The organism is Nostoc spongiaeforme FACHB-130, assembly GCF_014698475.1.
Taxonomy (GTDB): domain Bacteria; phylum Cyanobacteriota; class Cyanobacteriia; order Cyanobacteriales; family Nostocaceae; genus Nostoc_B; species Nostoc_B spongiaeforme.
This window is the reverse complement of sequence record NZ_JACJTB010000055.1, coordinates 21640-43357: the sequence shown is the minus strand read 5'-3', so window position 1 is coordinate 43357 and position 21718 is coordinate 21640. Positions and strand designations below refer to the sequence as shown.

16 protein-coding genes are annotated in these 21718 nt (G+C 41.0%); 7 read left to right on the top strand and 9 right to left on the bottom strand.

Translation table 11 applies throughout. The annotated features are described in order from the left end of the window. Positions 1 to 744 precede the first annotated feature (744 nt). Positions 745 to 1197, top strand: coding sequence for a cobalamin biosynthesis protein (locus H6G74_RS27120; protein ID WP_190970594.1), 453 nt, complete (start codon positions 745 to 747; stop codon positions 1195 to 1197). Positions 1198 to 1336: 139 nt separating this feature from the next. On the opposite strand, the gene H6G74_RS27115 is transcribed toward H6G74_RS27120, so the two are convergent. The 6 genes from H6G74_RS27115 to H6G74_RS27090 all read right to left on the bottom strand — a co-directional run bounded on the left by H6G74_RS27115 (position 1337) and on the right by H6G74_RS27090 (position 5728). Then, a complete protein-coding gene (locus H6G74_RS27115) occupies positions 1337 to 1690 on the bottom strand; it encodes a phage holin family protein (protein ID WP_062295288.1) in 354 nt (117 codons plus the stop codon). Positions 1691 to 1780: 90 nt separating this feature from the next. Beyond that, entirely contained in the window at positions 1781 to 2653 is an 873-nt protein-coding gene (locus tag H6G74_RS27110) for a peptidoglycan-binding domain-containing protein (protein ID WP_190970593.1), read from the bottom strand. A 449-nt stretch (positions 2654 to 3102) separates the two neighbouring features. After that, complete coding sequence (locus H6G74_RS27105; protein WP_190970592.1) at positions 3103 to 3546, bottom strand: type II toxin-antitoxin system PemK/MazF family toxin; 444 nt, start codon at positions 3544 to 3546, stop codon at positions 3103 to 3105. After that, positions 3540 to 3782 (bottom strand): AbrB/MazE/SpoVT family DNA-binding domain-containing protein, encoded by a 243-nt coding sequence (locus tag H6G74_RS27100; RefSeq protein WP_190970591.1) that lies wholly within the window; start codon positions 3780 to 3782, stop codon positions 3540 to 3542. Before H6G74_RS27100 ends, H6G74_RS27105 begins: the two co-directional genes overlap by 7 nt. A 512-nt stretch (positions 3783 to 4294) precedes the next feature. Then, entirely contained in the window at positions 4295 to 5011 is a 717-nt protein-coding gene (locus H6G74_RS27095) for a COG4280 domain-containing protein (protein ID WP_190970590.1), read from the bottom strand. 6 nt (positions 5012 to 5017) lie between these two features. Continuing rightward, the gene (locus H6G74_RS27090; protein ID WP_096582981.1) at positions 5018 to 5728 is read right to left on the bottom strand and encodes a mobilization protein; all 711 of its coding nucleotides are present in this window, start codon (positions 5726 to 5728) and stop codon (positions 5018 to 5020) included. Positions 5729 to 6370: 642 nt separating this feature from the next. Here H6G74_RS27090 and H6G74_RS27085 point away from each other — a divergent pair. Beyond that, a complete protein-coding gene (locus H6G74_RS27085) occupies positions 6371 to 7738 on the top strand; it encodes an NAD-dependent succinate-semialdehyde dehydrogenase (protein WP_190970589.1) in 1368 nt (455 codons plus the stop codon). Positions 7739 to 7838: 100 nt separating this feature from the next. Continuing rightward, positions 7839 to 9482, top strand: coding sequence for an acetolactate synthase large subunit (locus tag H6G74_RS27080; RefSeq protein WP_190970597.1), 1644 nt, complete (start codon positions 7839 to 7841; stop codon positions 9480 to 9482). A gap of 251 nt (positions 9483 to 9733) precedes the next feature. On the opposite strand, the gene H6G74_RS27075 is transcribed toward H6G74_RS27080, so the two are convergent. Beyond that, positions 9734 to 10561 carry a hypothetical protein gene (locus tag H6G74_RS27075; protein WP_190970588.1) on the bottom strand — a complete coding sequence of 276 codons (828 nt, stop codon included), beginning with the start codon at positions 10559 to 10561 and terminating at the stop codon, positions 9734 to 9736. A 349-nt stretch (positions 10562 to 10910) separates the two neighbouring features. Here H6G74_RS27075 and H6G74_RS27070 point away from each other — a divergent pair, with 349 nt between their 5' ends. Further along, a complete protein-coding gene (locus tag H6G74_RS27070) occupies positions 10911 to 11144 on the top strand; it encodes a hypothetical protein (RefSeq protein ID WP_190970587.1) in 234 nt (77 codons plus the stop codon). A gap of 242 nt (positions 11145 to 11386) precedes the next feature. Further along, complete coding sequence (locus H6G74_RS27065) at positions 11387 to 12532, top strand: serine/threonine-protein kinase (RefSeq protein ID WP_190970586.1); 1146 nt, start codon at positions 11387 to 11389, stop codon at positions 12530 to 12532. Positions 12533 to 12605: 73 nt separating this feature from the next. On the opposite strand, the gene H6G74_RS27060 is transcribed toward H6G74_RS27065, so the two are convergent. Then, complete coding sequence (locus tag H6G74_RS27060; protein WP_190970585.1) at positions 12606 to 14498, bottom strand: transketolase; 1893 nt, start codon at positions 14496 to 14498, stop codon at positions 12606 to 12608. A 645-nt stretch (positions 14499 to 15143) separates the two neighbouring features. On the opposite strand from H6G74_RS27060, the gene polA reads away from it, so the two are divergent. Together polA and H6G74_RS27050 are read left to right on the top strand one after the other, a co-directional pair. Continuing rightward, entirely contained in the window at positions 15144 to 18059 is a 2916-nt protein-coding gene (gene polA / locus H6G74_RS27055; protein WP_190970584.1) for a DNA polymerase I, read from the top strand. A gap of 343 nt (positions 18060 to 18402) precedes the next feature. Continuing rightward, a complete protein-coding gene (locus H6G74_RS27050) occupies positions 18403 to 19359 on the top strand; it encodes an alpha/beta hydrolase (RefSeq protein WP_190970583.1) in 957 nt (318 codons plus the stop codon). Between the two features lie 583 nt (positions 19360 to 19942). Here the strand turns inward: H6G74_RS27050 and H6G74_RS27045 are convergent. After that, positions 19943 to 21460, bottom strand: a complete 1518-nt coding sequence (locus H6G74_RS27045) for a family 10 glycosylhydrolase (RefSeq protein WP_190970582.1) — start codon at positions 21458 to 21460, stop codon at positions 19943 to 19945. Positions 21461 to 21718: the final 258 nt, after the last annotated feature.

Sequence of the window (21718 nt, the reverse complement as noted above, 5' to 3'; positions counted from 1 at the left end):
CAAGTTAATCAAAAGACTTGGATATGGCTTTCGCAACTTTAGTAATTTCCGCTTACGTAGCTTATTAACTTGGCACTTTACTACTAATTCTCCATAAAATTACCGGAAGAACCATTATTATATAGCGTTTTCGAGTCTGCTGAGTTACAAATTTATCTGTTTTTATCTGCGTTCATCTGCGTCCATCGGCGGTTAATTATTCTTGCTTGTACTTCACTAGAATGAGAAAAGCTATATGGTTAATCTCGGCTCTAAATTCACAATTTAAGCACAAAAAAACTCAAAAGCAGATTATTGTGGACATTGATTTGCAGATTGAATAGTAACAAAGCAAACTATTCAAAAGCAACTTGTAGCGGCTCAAGATTTTTTTATGCTTCTTGATGGCGTTGACAAAATTTTCAATCTACGGTATTTACTTAAATAGTAGAAAAACTGTATCTCAAAATTTAATTAACTTCCAAACAGCAAAACTCCATCGCAGCTATTTTCGCCAACTGCGATAGAGAAAAAGAAATTGAAACACCAAGGTAAAGCACAGGCGAAAATGTTATGCTTCAATGCTAAAAATGAAGCAAAATATGAGGAAATAACCTACTGTTTTTGCTTATCCTCTCCCTTGGTGCTTCCTACTGTGCTAGACATGTTCAATATATAGTTTTTAATTTTTGGGAACAGTATTCTATCGATCAATTTTTCGGTATTGCAATCAACGACAATTTCCCCAACTCAAATCATCGGAGATTGCTGATTAATTTCACTACAACATCTCAGGAAAAAAATTCTGATTACCGACAAAATTTGTGGGTGGGAATTGGCTTTAAACAAGGGACTGCGGCGCAGTTGATGGTGATAGCCATTGAACAAGTATTTAAAAAATATTTACTCGATGAAAGTGCGATCGCGGGGATTGCTACCATTGATACAAAAGCATCAGATTCGGCATTAATAGAAATTTGCCATCAACGCCATTGGCTTTTACAAACATTTTCCGCCGCAAAGTTATCTACCGTCTTAGTACCCAACCCATCTACAATCATTACCAAAACCACGGGAACACCCAGTGTTGCAGAGGCGGCGGCGATTTTGGCGGCTTACAATGGCGAACTTGGTGCTAAATTATTAGTTCCAAAAAATATTTTCCGCGTATCAGAACTACCTGGGGTGGTAACTGTAGCAGTGGCGCAAGAAATTTAAGCGTGATTCAGGGAGTTGTAATTACAAGGGAGACAAGGGGGACAAGGGAGATGGAAGTCTGGCGAATAAACTGAACTATATTACGAAATTTAAGTAGTCTGGAAACTCTCGCCAATGAATAAAGACAGCGCCAACTTATTTATTCAACAGCTCTCAGAAAATAATTAATCACACTCGACACAATTGATAATACAATTGACCCCAGCAAAGCGGGTAAAAAGCCTTTAATCTCAAAACCAGTACCGGGAGTAATGGCACTGGCTAACCACAGAGATAAAGCATTAATTACGAATGTAAATAACCCAAAAGTTAGTAAAGTAATGGGAAAGGCTAACAGGCGCAAAACTGGTCTGATAAAAGCATTAACCAACCCAATAACGAATACTGCTACCAAAGCCGCAACAAAATTATTGACAATAAAACCATCGACAATTCTAGAAGTAATCAGTAACGCCACCGCAGTAGCCAGCCAAGTTAACAAAAAGTGTTTCATATCAAACAGGTACTACTTCCATCACATAAATTGAGTAGAGATGCCATATACCATCCCTACTGAAAACTGACATAACTACGTATTATTAGCCTATCGTTGCCCAGGCGATCGCCGCAAGAGAATGTCCCAGGTAGCACCACCAGCCACACCATCTTCTTCTAAACCATAGCGCCTTTGCAACGCTTTCACTGCGGTTTCGGTAGTGCGCCCAAAATCACCATCGACATTACCACTATTCAAAAAACCAAACCTTTGTAATTGTTTTTGCAACGTGATGACATCTTGACCACTCATCCCTAAACGTAAAATTGGGTATCCTTCCGCAGTGTATTGAATTCCCGGAACTTGGCGAAAGGTAATAGTTGGTGCTGCTGGCTTTGTCGGAGTTCTGCGTTGCGTTGTGGGAGTTCTGCGGTTAACTGGTTTTGGTTCTGGTGCGAGTGTTGGTACTTGGGTGGTTCTAGTTCTGGGAGTAGCAGGTCTTGGTTCTGGTTTCGCTACAGCAGTGTTGGTAGTGTTTGGTCGAGTTGCTGACAAAGATGCAGCCGTGTTGGTAGATGCAGGTTCTTTAGGAAACAGTTTTTGCCAAGTAGCCGCATCAACTACCCCATCAGGATTTAAACCAACGGCTTGCTTGAAACGAGAAACTGCATTTGCCGTATTTTCGTTATAAACTCCATCAACATTCCCTGAGTAAAAGCCTAAAATCTTGAGTGCGGCTTGCAACTCCGAAACACGTTCCCCTTGGGAGCCAATTTTCAGCGTCGGACGAGAAATAGCAGCATTTGGTACAGCTTGAGCGATTTCCAAAGGTGCAGCCAATGAAACTATAGACGAAGAAGCCACAAGTAAAGGCGGAGAAAATAACAGCAGTAACCAATACAACTGATTAGCACTCAAGCAACGCAAGCCTGACCGTAACTCTAAGTACTTCAAGAAACATGCTGTTAGGCTGCCTTTCATGGAATTTACCCCCAGAATCTTCTGTTGCTAATATTACCAGCCACTGGAGTCCAGAAAAAAGCTAGTACAGCACAATATGGTGGGTTGTGGAGCGATCGCTCCCAATCCAGTGATAATTACAATTGCCTAGATGAGTAAGTGCGATCGCTCCCAATCCAGCGATAATTACAATCACCTAGATAAGCAAGTGCGATCGCCCCAACTTCAGCGATAATTACAATGCCCTAGATGAGTGAGTGCGATCGCTCCAAATCCAGCGATAATTACAATGCCCTCAAAGTCAGCAAATTCCACCCTGAATTTCTTACTAAGACTAGTCACACCCAGATAAATCAATGCTTTTGAGAGCCAGTGTTGTGCATCTCTATTGCGAGGTAAAAGCTGGAGGAGAAATGAGATAATGAACAATATTTATTAGTTTGTTATTAAAATACTATACAAAAGCTAATTTAGAAAATTAACGTTTCTAACTTTGCTTGCACTTCTTCTATTAAATCTGTTGAAACTGTTTCAACAAATTTTACTTTTCTAGCTTTCCAGTCAAGTGTTTTAATTTGATCAGCTAGTACAACTCCTTCTGTTTTCATGTCTTCAGTAAGCGGAACTTCAAATTTAAGTCCTTTTGATTTACTAGTTATGGGACACGCCAAAACTAGAGAAGACATTTGATTGTATTTAATTGGAGATATAACGAGAACAGGGCGGTAGCCCTGTTGTTCGCGTCCTTGTTGTTGAAGCTCATTATTCAACGTTACAGCAATGTCTTCAAATGACATTCCAGCTTGGTGAAGGGCAAATGCACGCTGAATCGAATCAACAGTAAACTGTTTCTCTGCTCCAAATTCTAACTTGATAATATCTCCTCTTTCAGGAAAATATGGTTTAACTACCAATCTTCATTCCCCACAGCATTGCCAGTTTCAAATTCAGAATGAAAATTCTCAGGAGTCATCCCTTCCAATAACTCATCAAGAGTATATTTTCTTCTTTTTTGTGGCGTGATAATAATGCTGTTTCCTTCTACGGAAAAATCTATACCAATGCCCTCAGTTACGTGTGCTTGTTCAGCTACCGATTTTGGAATCCTAATAGCTAAACTATTTCCCCATTTAGCAACAACAGATGTCATAGTTAGCTCCAAAATAATTTCGTGAAAACCTATACGTTTAGGCTTCAGCTTTCTTAGTCAAAGCAAAATGCTGTTATATGTCTGACGTATATACTTTGAAGATACACATTAATCTACAGGGTGTCAACACCCTCGTATTTATTTATAAATTTCAGTATAAAAAATACTGTATTTCAAAAATTAGTCCCGACCTCGCAAGGAAGTTGCTCATCATTGGCGGATGAAAGCTTTACCATTAAAGCGTTTGAGTCAGTAAACAGATTTTTTCTGGAATTAATTTTCTTACTTGCACCCTATTTGATTAGGACTTTCGCATGAAAACGAAAAATCAAGGGTTAGGGAGAGAGTGAAGGGGTATATAGGATTACTACTTGATTTATGAACAGATACGTAGATACGTAGGATGTGTTAGCGACAGCGTAACGCACCTACCACCAAGGCTGTGCCAATAGGGTCTTCTCGGTTAGCTTTAGAAACTACGGAGCAGTAACGACAATCTTCAGCTAATTTTTTCATGTTACAGCTTGATTTTTGAGCCAATATACTGAAATACCGGCTGTGAAACTATATAAAGTCATCAAAATCAGAATCGAAACCTCATCAAAAGGAAACTCTACCCCCATACCTTCCCCTAACCAAAAAGTCCCCATTGCACAGAGCATAATTCCTGCACCCAGTTTTATTAAGACTTCTGGCAGTTTCACTAAATATTGATGTAAAAAAACTACCACAACTAAAGATAATAATAAAGCTAACCCTGTAGCTGTGATCGCCTCAGACCATGCGCTGCTTGCTAAACCCAATGTCATCACAATCACAACTATTTCTAAGGCTTCCAATGCTACACTTTTAGTCATAATCAGGAAATTCAGTTTGCTAAATCCCCCAGATTCCTGTTCTAAAACAATACCCTCTTTTTCCAGAACATCATCATTAATCCAGCCTGCACGCCTTCCTGTGGCTAGTCGGCGTACAGACTTTTGCGTCCATCCCCAACCAAACCACAACAATAACCCGCCAATCAAGATTTGCAATGGTTGTAATGGTAAGAATTGTAACCCAGTGCCGACAGCGATCGCTACAGACAACACAGCTATCAACCCGACGATAGAACCCCAAACGGCTTCTCTAACATAACCAGAACTACCAATAGCATAGGCGATCGCTACCACCTCGAAAAACTCCACACTTGTACTACCAAGCGCAGCCAAGAAAATACTCCAATTCATCTCATTTTAAGCCTGCTTTACTTCTTCATACCAAATGCCAACTTTTTCAAAAGCCGCGTAAGCCAGCTTGAGAAAATGTACGACTCGCTGTTTGCTCAAAATTCCAAATTCTTTGTATTCTCTTGCTTCTGAGAAAGTCATCCGAGTTTGGTCAATGATGTTTCTTTCTTTGTATGCCAATTTCGGAAAGTCCACAACCTGAACGTTATGTTTCTGTACTAACTGTTGCATGTTCGGGTCAGAATCAACATGTTCCCAGTCGTCACATAGTCCGCAATTTCTCACGAGGACATGAGGAACTTTATCACCATAGCTATTAATTGACTGAACAAATAAATTGAGGCTGTCATAGCCGCCTGTAGTGACAAACCACTTGCAAAAACTAACTCCTTCGGCGCTTCCCAGTTCCAGTAACTGGTTTTTATCAATCCAGTTTTTGACGGCGCGATGGCTTTGGGCGGCGAGATTGACAATTACAGGCTTAGACATTGCCATTTCAAAGATTCTATCGGCTTTGTCGGCTTGGCGTTCATCTTCGGTAAACACAGCATACTGACACATACCTTTATAAACGCCAGCCACATCAGGATTTGATCTATCCGTCTCTATGGGGACAAAGGGAATTTTCTTATCTAAGCAATATTGAATCATTGTCCGGGTGACTAGCGACTTTCCTACCCCACCTTTTTCACCATCTATTAAATGAATTGTTGGCATAATAGCTACCCCTAATACTGTTTGAAGTTATTTAAAATATCTGCTTGTGTTTTGGAAGGTTTTGGTGTCTTCTGCTGCAACTTTTATACCATCTGTTGAGAAATACTGCTGATTTTTCGTGAAATTAACGTTTATCTATAGAGTTTTTTTAGACTTTGTGCCTGTCATATTACCGATAAGGGTCAAAATTTAAATAATCCTATCATCAAAGACTGACAAGGTTTCGATACAAACTTTTACATTTGCTGGGGGAATCAGAGGTAAAAAATACCAGACTCTACTTTTAGAGTTTTGCGAGTAGCACTTTAATATTTTCGGTGTTATCTTAAAATCCTGGCTTTATGTCAGGCTGTGCGCTTGATTATTTAGCGATCGCACCCACAAACATCATGCACAATATCTAGTAATTTTTGCCTAGTAATTGAGCAAGAAAATCTCATCCATAAATCATTGAATCTGTCCTGTATCTACCTAAAAATACAGTCAATTAGTGTATCTATTGTTATAGATTTAATTGCGAAATTGTAATATTAAGCAACCAATTTTGAGCAAGAAGTCTACAATTTGGGTGGTAGCTTCCATAACTAACTTTGTGTAAAAATAGGCGGCTACCTCAAGCTGTTTTTTAATGGGGGTCAGGTAATGGCTATCGCCACCATCAATCCCGCCACTGGGGAGACGCTCAAAACTTTTGAGCCACTCAACGATGTAGAAATTGCCGCTAAACTAAATTTGGCAAATCAGGCTTTTGAGCAGTACCGTAAGACGAGTTTCCCACAGCGATCGCTCTGGTTGCAAAAAGCTGCGGAAATTTTAGACCAAGAAAAGGCAGACTTTGGCAAAATCATGACGCTGGAAATGGGTAAACCATACAAAGCAGCGATCGCAGAAGTTGAAAAATGTGCCAGTGTTTGTCGCTATTATGCGGAAAATGCTGCTGATTTTTTAGCGGATGTGACTGTGAAAACAGATGCTAGTCATAGCTTTGTCTGCTATCAACCATTGGGGGTAATTTTGGCAGTTATGCCGTGGAATTTTCCCTTTTGGCAAGTGTTTCGCTTTGCTGCACCTGCACTGATGGCAGGTAATGTTGGTTTATTAAAACATGCGTCGAATGTACCGCAATCGGCTTTAGCAATTGCCGATATTTTCCAACGGGCTGGTTTTCCTGGAGGTGTATTTCAAACTTTATTAATTGGTGCGGCAAAAGTAGCTGATTTAATTGCTGATGACCGAGTAAAAGCGGCTACCTTAACTGGAAGTGAACCTGCGGGTGCGTCTTTAGCCGCCAACGCCGGCAAACACATTAAAAAAACTGTTTTGGAATTGGGAGGAAGTGACCCGTTTATTATTTTAGCCAGTGCGGATATAGCAGCCGCAGCAGCTACAGCCACCGCCGCCCGGATGTTAAATAACGGGCAATCTTGTATTGCGGCGAAACGCTTTATTGTGGAAGAAGCGATCGCTGATCAATTCGAGAAGTTATTGTTAGATAAATTCCTGGCTTTAAAAGTCGGCGATCCTATGCAACCAGACACCGATTTAGGGCCACTCGCCACACCAGATATCCTCCAAGAGTTAGATCAGCAAGTACAAGTTGCCAAACAAAGCGGCGGTAAAGTCTTGACTGGTGGGCATCCTATATCAAACCTTCCAGGTAACTTTTATCCACCGACAATCATCTCAGATATTCCTCTTGACGCGCCAATTGCCCAGGAAGAATTTTTTGGCCCAGTCGCCTTGTTATTTCGAGTGCCAAATATTGATGCAGCGATTAAACTGGCAAATGCTACACCCTTTGGTTTGGGTGCAAGTGCTTGGACAAACAACGACCAAGAACGTTCACGCTTAATTGCCGAAATTGAAGCTGGTGCAGTCTTTATCAATGGTTTAGTTAAATCTGACCCCCGCTTGCCCTTTGGCGGTATCAAACGTTCTGGCTATGGCCGAGAATTAAGCATTCAAGGCATACAAGAGTTTGTCAATGTTAAAACTGTTTGGGTGAAGTGATTAGTCCTTTGTCATTGGTCATTCGTCATTGGTATTAACACAAAGGACAAATGACTAATGACCAATGACGATATTTCGTGCATCTTATGAGGAACTTAAAATGAATACAGCAGAACTATTAGTAAAGTGTTTAGAAAATGAAGGTGTAGAGTATGTTTTTGGACTACCGGGTGAGGAAAATTTACACGTTTTAGAAGCAATCAAACACTCTACCATTAAATTTATTACAACTCGTCATGAACAAGGTGCGGCTTTTATGGCCGATGTTTATGGACGGTTAACTGGTAAAGCCGGGGTTTGTCTTTCTACCCTTGGCCCTGGGGCAACAAATCTCATGACTGGTGTGGCTGATGCAAATCTTGATGGTGCGCCTTTAGTAGCAATTACTGGGCAAGTGGGAACCGATAGAATGCACATTGAATCTCATCAATATTTAGATTTAGTGGCGATGTTTGCCCCGGTAACTAAGTGGAATAAACAGATTGTGCGACCGAGTATTACACCAGAAGTTGTCCGCAAAGCCTTCAAGCGATCGCAAACTGAAAAACCCGGTGCAGTGCATATCGATTTACCAGAAAATATCGCCGCTATGCCTGTGGAAGGGAAACCTTTACAGCGCGATAAAATTGAAAAAACCTACGCATCTTTCGCCAGCATCCGCGCCGCCGCCGCGATTATTTCTCAAGCAGTAAATCCCTTAATTTTAGTTGGTAATGGTGCAATTCGTGGTCAAGCTAGTGATGCAGTGACACAATTTGCTACCCAAATGAATATCCCTGTTGCTAATACATTTATGGGAAAAGGTGTAATTCCTTATACTCATCCTTTAGCGTTATGGTCTGTCGGATTACAGCAACGGGATTTTATTACCTGCGGTTTTGATAATACAGATTTAGTAATTGCGATCGGCTATGATTTAATTGAATTTTCGCCGAAAAAATGGAATCCTGAAGGTAATATTCCCATCGTACATATTAGTACATCTGCGGCAGAAATTGACAGTAGTTATGTTTGCAATGTCGAAGTTATTGGGGATATTTCTGATTCTTTGTTTGAAATTTTAAAAGTAGCAGACCGCCAAGGTAAACCTAATCCTTATGCGATTAGTTTACGCGGTGAAATTCGCGCTGATTATGAACAATATGCTAATGATGAAGGTTATCCAATTAAACCGCAAAAATTAATTTACGACTTGCGGCAAGTCATGGGGCCAGATGATATTGTAATTTCCGACGTTGGCGCACATAAAATGTGGATGGCGCGTCATTATCATTGCCATAGTCCCAATACTTGCATTATTTCTAATGGCTTTGCCGCAATGGGGATTGCAATTCCTGGTGCTTTAGCCGCTAAACTCGTATATCCCAAACGCAAAATTGTCGCCGTGACTGGTGATGGTGGCTTTATGATGAATTGCCAAGAATTAGAAACTGCTTTGCGTGTGGGTACTCCCTTTGTCACCTTAATCTTTAATGATGGTGGCTATGGCTTAATTGAATGGAAACAAGAAAACCACTTTGGTAAAGGTAATTCATCTTTCGTCCATTTTGGTAATCCTGATTTTGTCAAATTAGCCGAAAGTATGGGTTTAAAAGGTTATCGTGTGGAATCTAGTCTCGATTTAATCCCGATACTTAAAGAAGCCTTAGCACAGGATGTACCCGCCGTTATTGATTGTCCTGTAGATTACAGAGAAAATCGCCGATTTACTCAAAAAGCCGGTGAATTGAGTTGTGAACTGTAGTTCTTAGGACTTACTCACAAAGGTTGTTTGTTGAGAATGGGGGTGTACAGATGGGAACACACCCCTATACCCCAATACGGTTCACTTAAGGCTAAAACTCTTGATCAAAGTCAGATTTTTTAACGAACCGCCAAGAACGCCAAGGACGCAAAGAGAAGGAAGAAATGCTTAACTGAACTGTATTGCCCTATACCCCTACACCCTTGTACCCTCGCCAGAACCCTTGATTTTTCGTTTTTATGCGTAAGTCTTTATGGTTGATATCGATTCATCCTTACCCAATCTTGAGTCGAACCAACATTGGGATTTTCACCATAGTCATTCGTACCGTATATCTGTCCTTGCCGATTGATCCAATAGTAATTGTGGTTTGTGGGTAACTCAACAATGGGATAACCATAAGGATTTGTCCAAGTTGTCACATTACCCAAGTTCTCGCGGAACTGGAAATTTTGACGGTCTATCGACTCATGGCGTTGACGGGTGACTTCATCCCAAGTATGTTGCGACCATTCGCGGTATTCTCGATATCTCTGTCCTTCAACTTGGGAAATTTGGAGGTTCTGCGCCATAACTCCTTGCATTCCAAACGCAGCCCCGTTGGTGGCGGAAACTTGAGAGGCGACTTGGGGCAACCATGAAGCATAATGAGGCCACTGTGGTTGATGGGAGGCAGCACAAGTCATCACCATTGTACAAATGTTGTAGCTATATGCCACACTACATTTAGCTATGCCTTGGCAAAAAATACCATTGTGTATGTATGTGCAATCAAACTCATAAGCAACGGAACATCCCGCAATTGGTTGCGCTGGGCGGGGCTGACTGATTCTGAGGTCATAAGGCTGCATTGCCATGAGTTTCTCATACACAAACTGCCCAGGATTGTAGTTTACAGGCAGTCCAGAATTTCCTACCATAATTGTCAAAGCTGCATTGTCTGGGGAAACTAAGACAACAGCAAACTGGCCATCCTCAACCACTCGCCAACCACTCGGCATTGCATAGTTGAAGTAATTTCCATAGCGAATTTCCAGTGAGCCAGGGGTAGAAGAAAAAGGCAGATTGTTGTTATACATTTGGCTTAGTGGCAAAGGTTGGCATTAATTATGGATACATCTAGAGTATGGGGTTTTACGTATGAGATTGCAAAAGTTACTTGAAGAATTATGGCGTTGTATAAATACAAGATGAATTGTCTCCTGCAACTTTTGACGATGATTTATCAAAATTAAAGCATCTGTTAGAGCTATGTTGATGGCTGCAACTCCTGAGAATACAGAGTTTTTATTCAGTACTCAGCACTTTGCTATAATTTGGTTTATTCTGAAAATAATGTAAGTGATTAAGTTTTTTCTGATTTAATAGTATTAATTTAAACAAATACTGTTTAAGTATAAAGCGATCGCCTAGTCCAAACATCAAACTATGAATTATCACATTTGCGACTTGGAAGCGACTCCCGAATGGCTGAAAATGGAATCAATTGATTACATCGCCGAATGTTTAGAGGTTTGTGAAACTCTAGAAATGGTGGCTGACTTACGAGAAATCTTTCCTCGCCAGACACTACGTTCGGCAAGTATCAAAGTATGTGAGGCACAACGCCAAAGGCTGATTAATTGGTTACAGGTGCTGAATCAACAGGAGAAAGCGGCATAAATTATTCTCCAAAGGGAAAATTAGCAGTTATGGGACTCGCATTTAATTTGAAGGAAAAATACAGTACGCCCAAAAAATGCTGTTTCCTACTCCCTACTTCCCTACTCCCCACTCCCAGCCTTTACAGAGAATTTCAAAAATCAAACCAGCTTCCTATATTTGAGTTTACATTTAGCAAATATCAACACTCTTCTGTCAAGTAAAAGGGACAATAAAAACAAGTCTCCCTCAGTTCGCAACGCATGAGCTACTGCCTTAATCCTCGGTGTCCCAAACCAGAAAATCCAACTGATGTTAAGTTCTGTACGACTTGTGGTTCTAAGCTTCTTCTCAAAGAACGCTATCGTGCCATTCGTCCGATAGGACAAGGTGGTTTTGGCAGAACCTTTTTAGCTGTCGATGAAGATAAACCCTCAAAACCGCGCTGTGTGATTAAGCAATTTTATCCGCAAGCCCAAGGTACAAACACAGTCAAAAAAGCGGTGGAGTTATTTAACCAAGAAGCTGTGCAGTTGGATGAATTAGGTAAACATCCACAAATCCCGGAACTTTTGGCATATTTTACGCAAGATGATCGGCAGTATTTGGTGCAAGAATTTATTAATGGGTTAAATTTAGCGCAGGAATTATCCCAACATGGGACTTTTAGCGAAACGCAGATTTATCAACTCTTGCATGATTTATTATTGGTGTTGCAGTTTTGTCATGCTAGGCAAGTAATTCACCGTGATATTAAACCAGAAAATATTATTTTACGTGAGAGCGATAGCAAACTAGTTTTAGTCGATTTTGGTGCAGCGAAGTCGGCAACGGGTACAGCTTTAAATCACACTGGTACTAGTATTGGTAGTCCAGAATATGTTGCACCAGAACAAATTAGAGGTAGAGCAATTTTTGGCAGTGATATTTATAGTTTGGGAGCGACTTGTATTAATTTATTAACTGGGCGATCGCCTTTTGATTCTTATGATGCTAATAGTGATACTTGGGATTGGCAACAATATTTAGCTACTCCTGTGAGTCCTCATTTAAGTTGCATTCTCAATAAAATGCTAGAAAGCATTCCCGCTAGACGTTATCAAAAAGTAGATGAAGTTCTACAAGACTTAAATACCCAATCTCCGCCAATAAATAAACCACATATCCCTGTCAAATCCCAGGTGCAGTCCTCGCCAACTTTACCACCTCAAGTTGTGAGTCAAACGCCAAGCCAAATTGATTTAGAATTAGAAGAATTAAAAACTCAATTTATGGGTGGGAAATCTCAACCAAATCAAGTAAAGCCGAAAAATACCACATCGCCACCTACAAGTAACAGCGAAATAGATCAAGAATTAGAAGAATTAAAAGCTAAGTATTTGGGTAATCATAACTCACAAAATCCCTAATGAATTTTAATAGATAGATTCAACAAGGACAAGGGAGACAAGGAAGCAATCGTTCTACCTTGTCTAATCCCACTTAGCACTTCGTACTCAGTGGATGTTTAACTAGCGATCGCACTGCGGCAATTATGGCATCAGCATCGATTTTGGCGGCGTGGAGTAATTCTTCTGGGGTTCCTGATGTGGGCATTTCACTCACGGCTAATTTGATCAGTTGTAGTTGCGGCCCTTCGTAAGTTGGCATTTCCCCAACACCAGCGAAAGCATCCAACACCGCCGCACCTAATCCGCCCTCTAGCCAATGATCTTCAACTACGACTAAGTTACCTTCGGTGTCTTGTGCAGCTTGATGTAGGGTTGACACATCAATGGGTTTGACTGAGTAAGCATCGATAGTGCGGACTGTGATCCCGGCGTTTTTCAGTTGTTCATAAGCTTTGAGGGCTTCATGTAAGGTAATCCCCGCACCGATGATGGTGGCTTGGTCTTGGTCAGAACTGCGGATAACTTTGCTACCACCAATGGGAAATTCTGCATCTGCATCGTAAATTACAGGTGTAGCTTCGCGGGTTGTACGTAAGTAAACAATACCTTGGCGATCGCTCATTTGCGCTACTAATTTGGCGGTTTGATTTGCGTCGCTGGGGTACAATACAGTACTACTCCACACAGCCCGAAAAGCCGCTAAATCTTCTAATCCCATTTGGGAAGCGCCATCTTGACCGATAGATACACCAGCGTGGGAACCCATTAATTTAATGTTGGCGCGAGACACAGCCGCCATCCTGATAAAATCGTAGGCGCGGGTTAAAAAGGCAGCAAAGGTAGAAGCAAAGGGTTTATATTTTCTGACTTGCAAACCCACCGCCGCCGCAATCATTTGTTGTTCGGCTATGTACATTTCAAAGTAGCGTTCGGGAAAGGCTTCGGCAAAGTCTTCGACATACGTGGAATTACTGACCTCAGCATCAAGGGCAACTACATCTGGTTGAGAATTGCCTAACGCTTTTAAAGCATCGCCATAAGCCCGACGTGTCGCTACTTTTGTGTCTTTTTCATAACTAGGAAGTTGCAGGGGTTGGGGCTTACCCGTAGGAACCGGCTCTTGGGTATCTGGTTGATGAACTTGGATAATTATCTGACGTTCACCGCCTAATTCGGCAATTGCTTGTTCTTCTTGTTCCGGTTTTAAAGCTTTACCATGCCAACCGCCTAAATCTTCTAAAGTAGCCACACCTTGACCTTTCTTGGTACGGGCGATAATTACTGTCGGGCGATCGTTAACGGCGATCGCGGCATTCATGGCATGATCTATTTGGGTAAAATCATGACCATCAATTTCTATGGCTTGCCAACCAAAGGCTTTCGCACGATGAGAGTATGCTTGCGTATTCCAGCCTAATTCCGTTTGCCCCCGTTGACCCAAGCGGTTGACATCAATAATGGCAATTAAATTATCTAAGGTATAGTGTGCAGCATGGTCAAAGGCTTCCCAAACCGAACCTTCGGCGGTTTCACTATCTCCCAGTAACACCCAGACATGATAGGGAAGTTGGTCGAGATATTTTCCGGCTAAAGCTAACCCCACAGCAATGGGTAAGCCTTGCCCTAGAGAACCAGTTGCCACATCCACCCAAGGTAAAATGGGTGTGGGATGACCTTCTAAACGACTACCCAATTTTCGCAGCGATCGCAATTCTTCATCGTTAATCACACCTGCGGCTTTGTACATAGAATAAAGCAATGGTGCAGCGTGACCTTTAGAAAAAATCAGGCGATCGTTATTCGGGTTTTTGGGATGCTCAAAATCGTAGTGAAAATATTTAGTCAGTAAAACCGCCATCACATCCGCCGCCGACATAGATGATGTCGGATGACCAGAACCCGCAATTGTGGTGGCGCGAATACTATCAACACGCAACTGTTGGGCTAATTCATACCATTGATGCAATTCTTCTTGTGTAGTCATAATTGTTTTCCTAACTTAAAATAATTGCAATTATTGGATGTTGATATAAAATTTGTAGTCAGTGATGAGATAAAAATAATTAACCGCCGATAAACGCCGATATAGACGCGATAGCGGCTTCCCGAAGGGTACGCCGATGTTTTTTATCAGCAGATAAAACCGTTATCAATCAATTCACTAATAAGATATGATTGCTATTGTCAAAAATCTCTCTATCTGGGTTTACTTTAGAGAGGAGAATCAAAAAACTCTTCTGACTAAGGGAATAAATAATATTTATATCTAGAAGAAGACTGCAAAAATCACTAAAGTAGTTAGGAGTTATAGTAATCCTCAATGAGTCGTGAGAAATATAGATAAGGAAACGAACCGCAAAGGACGCAAAGGACGCAAAGCTAAGAAAGAAGAAAGAGATATAGAAATTTTACAAATGATTTAGGACTGCTATATTACTCAGAATGCAAGTAAATTCGGCTGAGGGATAAATATTGGAATGACAAATAAATTATTATGTGAAATATTACAATAAACGTCAGATAATAATCAAAAAAATCAGCGTACATCCGCGTTCATCTGCGGTTAAATTTATCCCATATTCCTGACTAACAAACTATTTAATTTCCCATTATTCGCTACAATATAAATATGTCTAAAAATTCTACTTTAACTACAACACGCCCCACATTCATCTTAGTTGATGGACATTCTTTAGCATTTCGTTCTTATTTTGCTTTCGCCAAAGGACGAGATGGCGGACTGCGAACTAAAACCGGGATACCGACGAGTGTGTGCTTTGGTTTTCTCAAATCTTTGCTGGAAGTGATGACAACACAACAGCCACAAGCAATGGCGGTTGCATTTGATTTGGGTTTACCGACTTTCCGCCACGAAGCTGACGATACATACAAAGCCGACCGTCCGGGAACACCAGAAGACTTTGTTCCTGATTTAAAAAATCTGCATGAATTACTCGAAGGCTTGAACCTGAAGATTTTTACTGCGCCTGGTTACGAAGCTGATGATGTGTTGGGAACCTTAGCGCAAAAAGCCACGGCGGCTGGGTATAAGGTGAAAATTTTAACAGGCGATCGCGATTTATTTCAACTCATTGACCCAGACAAAGAAATTACCGTTTTAAACTTTAGTCCCGATGCACTCAAACGCGCCACAAATAGCATCACAGAATTTAGTGTAGAACAAGTTAAAGAAAAATTAGGCGTATTACCTACACAAATCGTCGATTATAAAGCCTTGTGTGGTGATAAATCAGATAATATTCCTGGGGTAAAAGGCATAGGTGAAAAAACGGCAGTTCAGCTATTAAATACCTATGGTTCTTTGGATAATATTTATGCTGCACTAGCGGAAATTAAAGGCGCGACGCAAAAAAAACTTACCGAAGGTCAAGAGGATGCTAAAAAGTCGCAATATTTAGCACAAATAGTCACTGAAGTACCTCTAGAAGTTAACTTAGACAACTGCAAATTAACTGGATTTGATACAAGTGTCCTTACTCCTATTTTAGAAAAACTAGAGTTCAATACCTTTTTAAAGAAGGTCAACGAACTTCAGCAGAAATTTGGTGGTGAAGTTACAGAAACTCCTGTAAATGTAGAACCACAAAGCACAGATAATGATGGTGATGATTTATCGTTTTTTACTGCTGCTGAAACAGCCGCATATCAACAGCAACCAGTTTCAGAAATTCAGCCACGGATAATTAATAGTGAAGCTAAACTGACTGAGTTGGTCAATATATTGCAACAATTTACTGACCCTACAAACCCAGTGGCTTGGGACACAGAAACCAGTGATTTAGAACCGCGAGATGCAGCTTTAGTCGGAATTGGTTGTTGTTGGGGAACGCAACCAGATGAATCAGCATATATTCCCCTGGCGCATAAAAACGGGGAAAATTTAAATCCAGAAACAGCACTTGCAGCACTACGTCCCATTTTAGAAAGTGCTAATTATCCGAAGACATTTCAAAACGGTAAATTTGACCGCTTAGTATTTCGCTGTCAAGGAATCAACTTAGCCGGAATTGTCTTTGACCCAATGCTGGCTAGTTATGTTTTAAATCCCGATACTAGCCATAATTTAACTGATTTAGCTTTACGATATTTAGGCTTATCTATTCAAAATTATGCCGAATTAGTTCCTAAAGGTAAAACCATTGCTGACTTAGATATTTCGGCTGTCGCCAATTATTGTTGTTTCCAAGTTTATGCTACATGGCAATTAGTAGAAAAATTGCGCGAAGAACTGGATAAATTTCCAGCTTTATCAAAATTATTACTAGAAGTAGAACAGCCATTAGAAGCCGTTCTTACAGAGATGGAATATACAGGTGTCAGCATTGATTCTGGTTATTTGCAAGAACTCTCAAAACATTTAGAAGTAGATTTAAAAAGAATCGAAGAGACGGCAACTGAAATTGCTGGCGAAAAATTTAACTTAGGTTCTCCGAAAAAATTAAGCCAAATCTTGTTTGAAAAGTTAGGATTAAGTACTAAATATTCTCGCAAGATTCAAACTGGTTATTCTACCGATGCCGCAACTTTAGAAAAGCTATTAGAAGTTGATAACACTGGGTTTGTCGAGGCGATAATTGAGTATCGCACATTATCTAAATTAAAATCTACTTATGTAGACGCTTTACCTGCGTTGGTACGTGCAGATACTCAACGTGTGCATACTGATTTTAACCAAGCTGCCACATCAACTGGTAGGTTATCTTCTTCCAACCCAAATTTACAAAATATCCCCATTAGAACTGCTTTTAGTCGGCAAATTCGCAAAGCATTTTTACCAGAAAAAAATTACTTGATGGTTGCTGCTGACTACTCACAAATTGAGTTGAGAATCTTAGCACATTTGAGTCAAGAACCATTGTTAGTGAAAGCATATCAGCAAAACGAAGATATTCACACAGTTACAGCGCGACTGGTATTTGAGAAAGAAGATGTTTCCGCAGATGAACGCCGAATAGCCAAGACAATTAACTTTGGTGTAATTTATGGTATGGGTTCGCTGAAATTCTCACGTTCTACGGGAATAGATAAGAATGTTGCCAATGAATTTATTAAGCGATTTAACGAACGCTATGCTAAAGTATTTGCATATTTAGAGAGCGTGAAAAAACAAGCGATCGCACAAGGGTATGTTGAAACTATCCTCGGTCGTCGGCGTTATTTTGATTTCCAAACCAACAGCTTACGCAAGTTAAAAAATACCAATCCTGAAGATATTGACTTGAGTAAATTAAAAAATATAGGTGCGTTTGATGCTGGCTTACTGCGTTCTGCTGCCAACGCACCAATTCAAGGCTCTAGTGCGGATATTATCAAAATTGCAATGGTGAGATTGCATGAAATTTTAAAACAATATCAAGCACGTTTATTATTGCAAGTTCACGACGAATTAGTGTTTGAAGTTCCGCCCCACGAATGGGAAGAATTACAACCACAAATTAAATCAGTCATGGAAGGTGCAGTAACTTTAACTGTGCCATTACTAGTAGAAGTCCGCGCCGGAGAAAATTGGATGGAGACGAAGTAAACTTCCCATCAGACTACACAAACGAAGCCAGCCTAGCCTATCCGAACGAAGGCTATAGCTTTTCTCATAGGACTTACGCAAGAACCTTCTCAAATCCTCTTAACTTCGTGTCCTTTGCGCCCTTTGCGGTTCGTTTTTTCATGATTTTGCGTAAGTCCTGTCTCATTCTAGTGAAGTACAAGTAAGAATAATTAACCGCCGATAAACGCGGATGAACGCAGATAGAAACAGATAAATTTGTACCTCAGTAGACTAGGAAAAGCTATAATTGATTTGGTATTATGTTTTGAGATTTTGTATGCAATAGCAAGTATGATGAATTATTTCATACTTCATACTTCTAATGGATACCATTAATTTTGATGGTGTAAATGGGCATCGCTACTGGTTTTATGAACCTTATGTTTACACTGGTGTGGCTGATATTGATGAACGATTAAGTGGTTTTCCTGTCGCCGTATTTTTACCACAGCACCAGCCTACACAAGACACACCCTTAGTAATTGGTTTGCAAGGGATGTGTGCGCCTTATGGTTGGAATGCTTTTATTGTGCCGACATTAACGCAAATGGGTATAGCTGTGGCTTTATTTGATACACCTTTTGCGGGTGAACGCAGCTTAGTACGTACATTTACGGCTGTAGTGCAGAACGAAATTAAGCCATTAATTGACCGAGGTATTGCCTTTGATACAGCATTACTTTTATCTATATTTCGCAGTACTGCCCAGGATATTACTAGAATACGAGATTTTTGCTGCGATCGCTATAATCTGAGTCAGACAAAATTGGCATTATTTGGAGTTAGTATGGGAGTCTTGCTATCTGCATATACCTTTACAGCACATAGCTTGGGAGATAGACTACTAGGCACTATTGGTCATGCTGATCTGCCATCATTTGCTAAAAGTTGGGGATATGGTTTTTTACCTGATTTAGCAGCTTCGCCCCTTGGTAATTTAGCAGAAATATTCTTAAAAAAATTCCAGCCGGATTTACAACCTATAGTTTCACTTTTACAATTAGCTAAACATCTCAAATATCAAGATAAATATACTTGGGAATGTAACCCGATGAACTATGTTCAACAAGTCGAACTTCCCAGAAGAGTGCGTTTTTTAATTGGCGCGAATGATCCAATTGTTAATATTAAAGATACTCGTGCTTGCGCTCAAAAATTTCCCGATGGTGCTTATTATGTGGTTCCGGGAATGGGACATGGAACCAGACAACAAGGGCTAACATTTGTGGATCATGTACGTTATTTTCTCACTACCCAGTTGGGTGACTGGCAAAGATAGAAAAGAATTGACAACTGGGCGTTCCACTAGTACAACAAGGCAAAAGTAACCCTTCTCCTGTCGGAGACGCTAACGCGAACGGCTGCGCTCAGGGTAAAAAAGGCAAAAGGAAAAAGAAATAATAACGATACCACAAGCCTTTTAGCAATTCCAGATAGTCTGTTTATTTACGCCGACCTGTACTAGCCCCTTGGAATATAGCAATTCTAAATGAGTCGTGAAAAACATAGATATGGAAACGAACCGCCCTCCGGGTTCAGCAGTTCCTCATGGGGGAAACCCCCAAGACCGGACTGCTTCACCAAGAACGCCTTATACTGTTTCACTTTAAGTTTGATACAAATAGACCGCAGGGGGGCAGGAAGCAGGGGGCAAGGGGAAAGAATAAAAAAACATGAATTTGTATCATTTTTTTCGTGAAATGGTATTAGACGCGCAAGCGGCTTCCCGCAGGGTAGGACGCAAAGGTAAGAAAGAAGAAAAAGATATAGAAATTTTACAAATGATTTAGGACTGCTATAGTAAGACTTTTCCTCCTGCCTGGTTGGTGAGCGAAGCTGAACCACTGCCTTCTGCTATATGATTAACGCAGGCGGCAGAATTTACGATCGCTATCATTTTCTTGGTATTGCCAAGAATAAGCAAAATGACTCACACCTGCGAGTTGCGGCGCATATTTGCGTAGGGCTTGCATTTGGGCTTCTAGGGATGGGCGAGTGCTGGTTGATTGTCCCCATGCACCTGCTAAGGCGGGAATAATTTTTGTCCCCGGTTTGGCGGCACTAATCACCCGTTGCACTTGGTCGGCAATACAGCTAACATCACTACAAGTTGCATAAGCCATCGCGTGCCATTGCAAGTTGCTGGGAAATCTATCCCAAGGTTGCAAGCGGGAATCATAGCCTTGTCCCACCATTTGGTTGCCATCGGGGAAAAACACTACTCCGGCGGGAATGCCTAGCTGCTGTACTGGGTAACTGGCTAAAGCAACAAAATCTAAGATACCTTGCATAGCATGGGCAACCATTAACTGCCAAAGTTCAACTTGCAAAGTCGGTTGTCTGTTGGTTGCTGGTAACAGGGCTTTGTCTTGTGGTGGCGGAACGCGCCCTTGCCACATCGGTTCCCCTTCTTGGGGATACAGTTTATCCACTTCATCGATATCGCCGGCGGTGACATATCCCTTACTCAAGAACCGCCGCATCAAATCCAAACCTTTAGTATTCAACGCCCGCTTAAATAAAGCTTCTTGCGTAGCTGGGGTAAATAGCCATAAATCAGTAACTTTTGTGGCAATAGAATCAGTGCCTGCTTGTCTGGGATAACGCACATAATCAAATAGCAAACCATCAGGGCGACGGCGTAGTACTTGCTGTACCATCTCGAAGTAATCGCGCTTGGCTTGCATATTGTAGGGGTCGATAAATACTTGCGAACCGTTATCTACAACATATAAACTCGTTTGCCCTTTGCCATTACGGGCGATCGCAGGTTCTCGATCTGGTCTTTTGGCGTAGTTATAGCCAAAATTCGCGGTATACATCCACGAATAAACCTTCAAACCCCGTTCTCGCCCTTTTTGAATTGCCACGGCCAGTAAATCAATCTTTTCCGTCCCTGGAGTCCGTATTACAGAAGGCCAAACTGTGGGATTATCGGCGGCTGGTAATAATACCTGCCCATCATAAAAAGTTTCTACATAAATTTGGTTATAGCCACGGTTGACCATTCGATCCATAATTTGGTCAATTATCCCTGGTTGAATATCACAGGGATATAAACGCACCCAAACAGCTTGAATTTTTGGCCAAGTACGGCTGCGGCATTTTTGGACATCTTGGGCGTGTTGGCGTACTAACTTTTGATACTGGCTTTGGGCATCGCGATCGCCTTTGAGTGCCGACAAACGCAATTTTTCCTTGGTTTGGGCGGCTGTGTTTGATAACTTGCAATCTTGGTTAACTTGTGCTTGAGCTGGTTGACTGATCAAGTTAGGTAGCAAAATACTACTAGTAAAAACCACAGCCCACAAGCGTTGCCATAATAATTTTGCAGAACAGTGAGATATACCAACAAGGTAGATGTACAAATTCACGGGCATTGACGATTAAGGTGTATCAATTGTTATAGCAAGAGGTATAGAGTGAAAGGATTAGTATTTCTAGCGTTGACGCTCGGAAAATCATCTTTCCTTTAAATACAGCTATTGCATCTAGGAATTACGCAATTACACGAAAAATTAAAAGTTTGGAGGTATAGGGATTCAAGGGTGTAAGTGTTCAAAACCCTTACACCCGGATTTCTCACAAGAGAGAAATCCAGGGGTGTGGGAAGGGTAGGAGGATGGTGAAGAAATCTT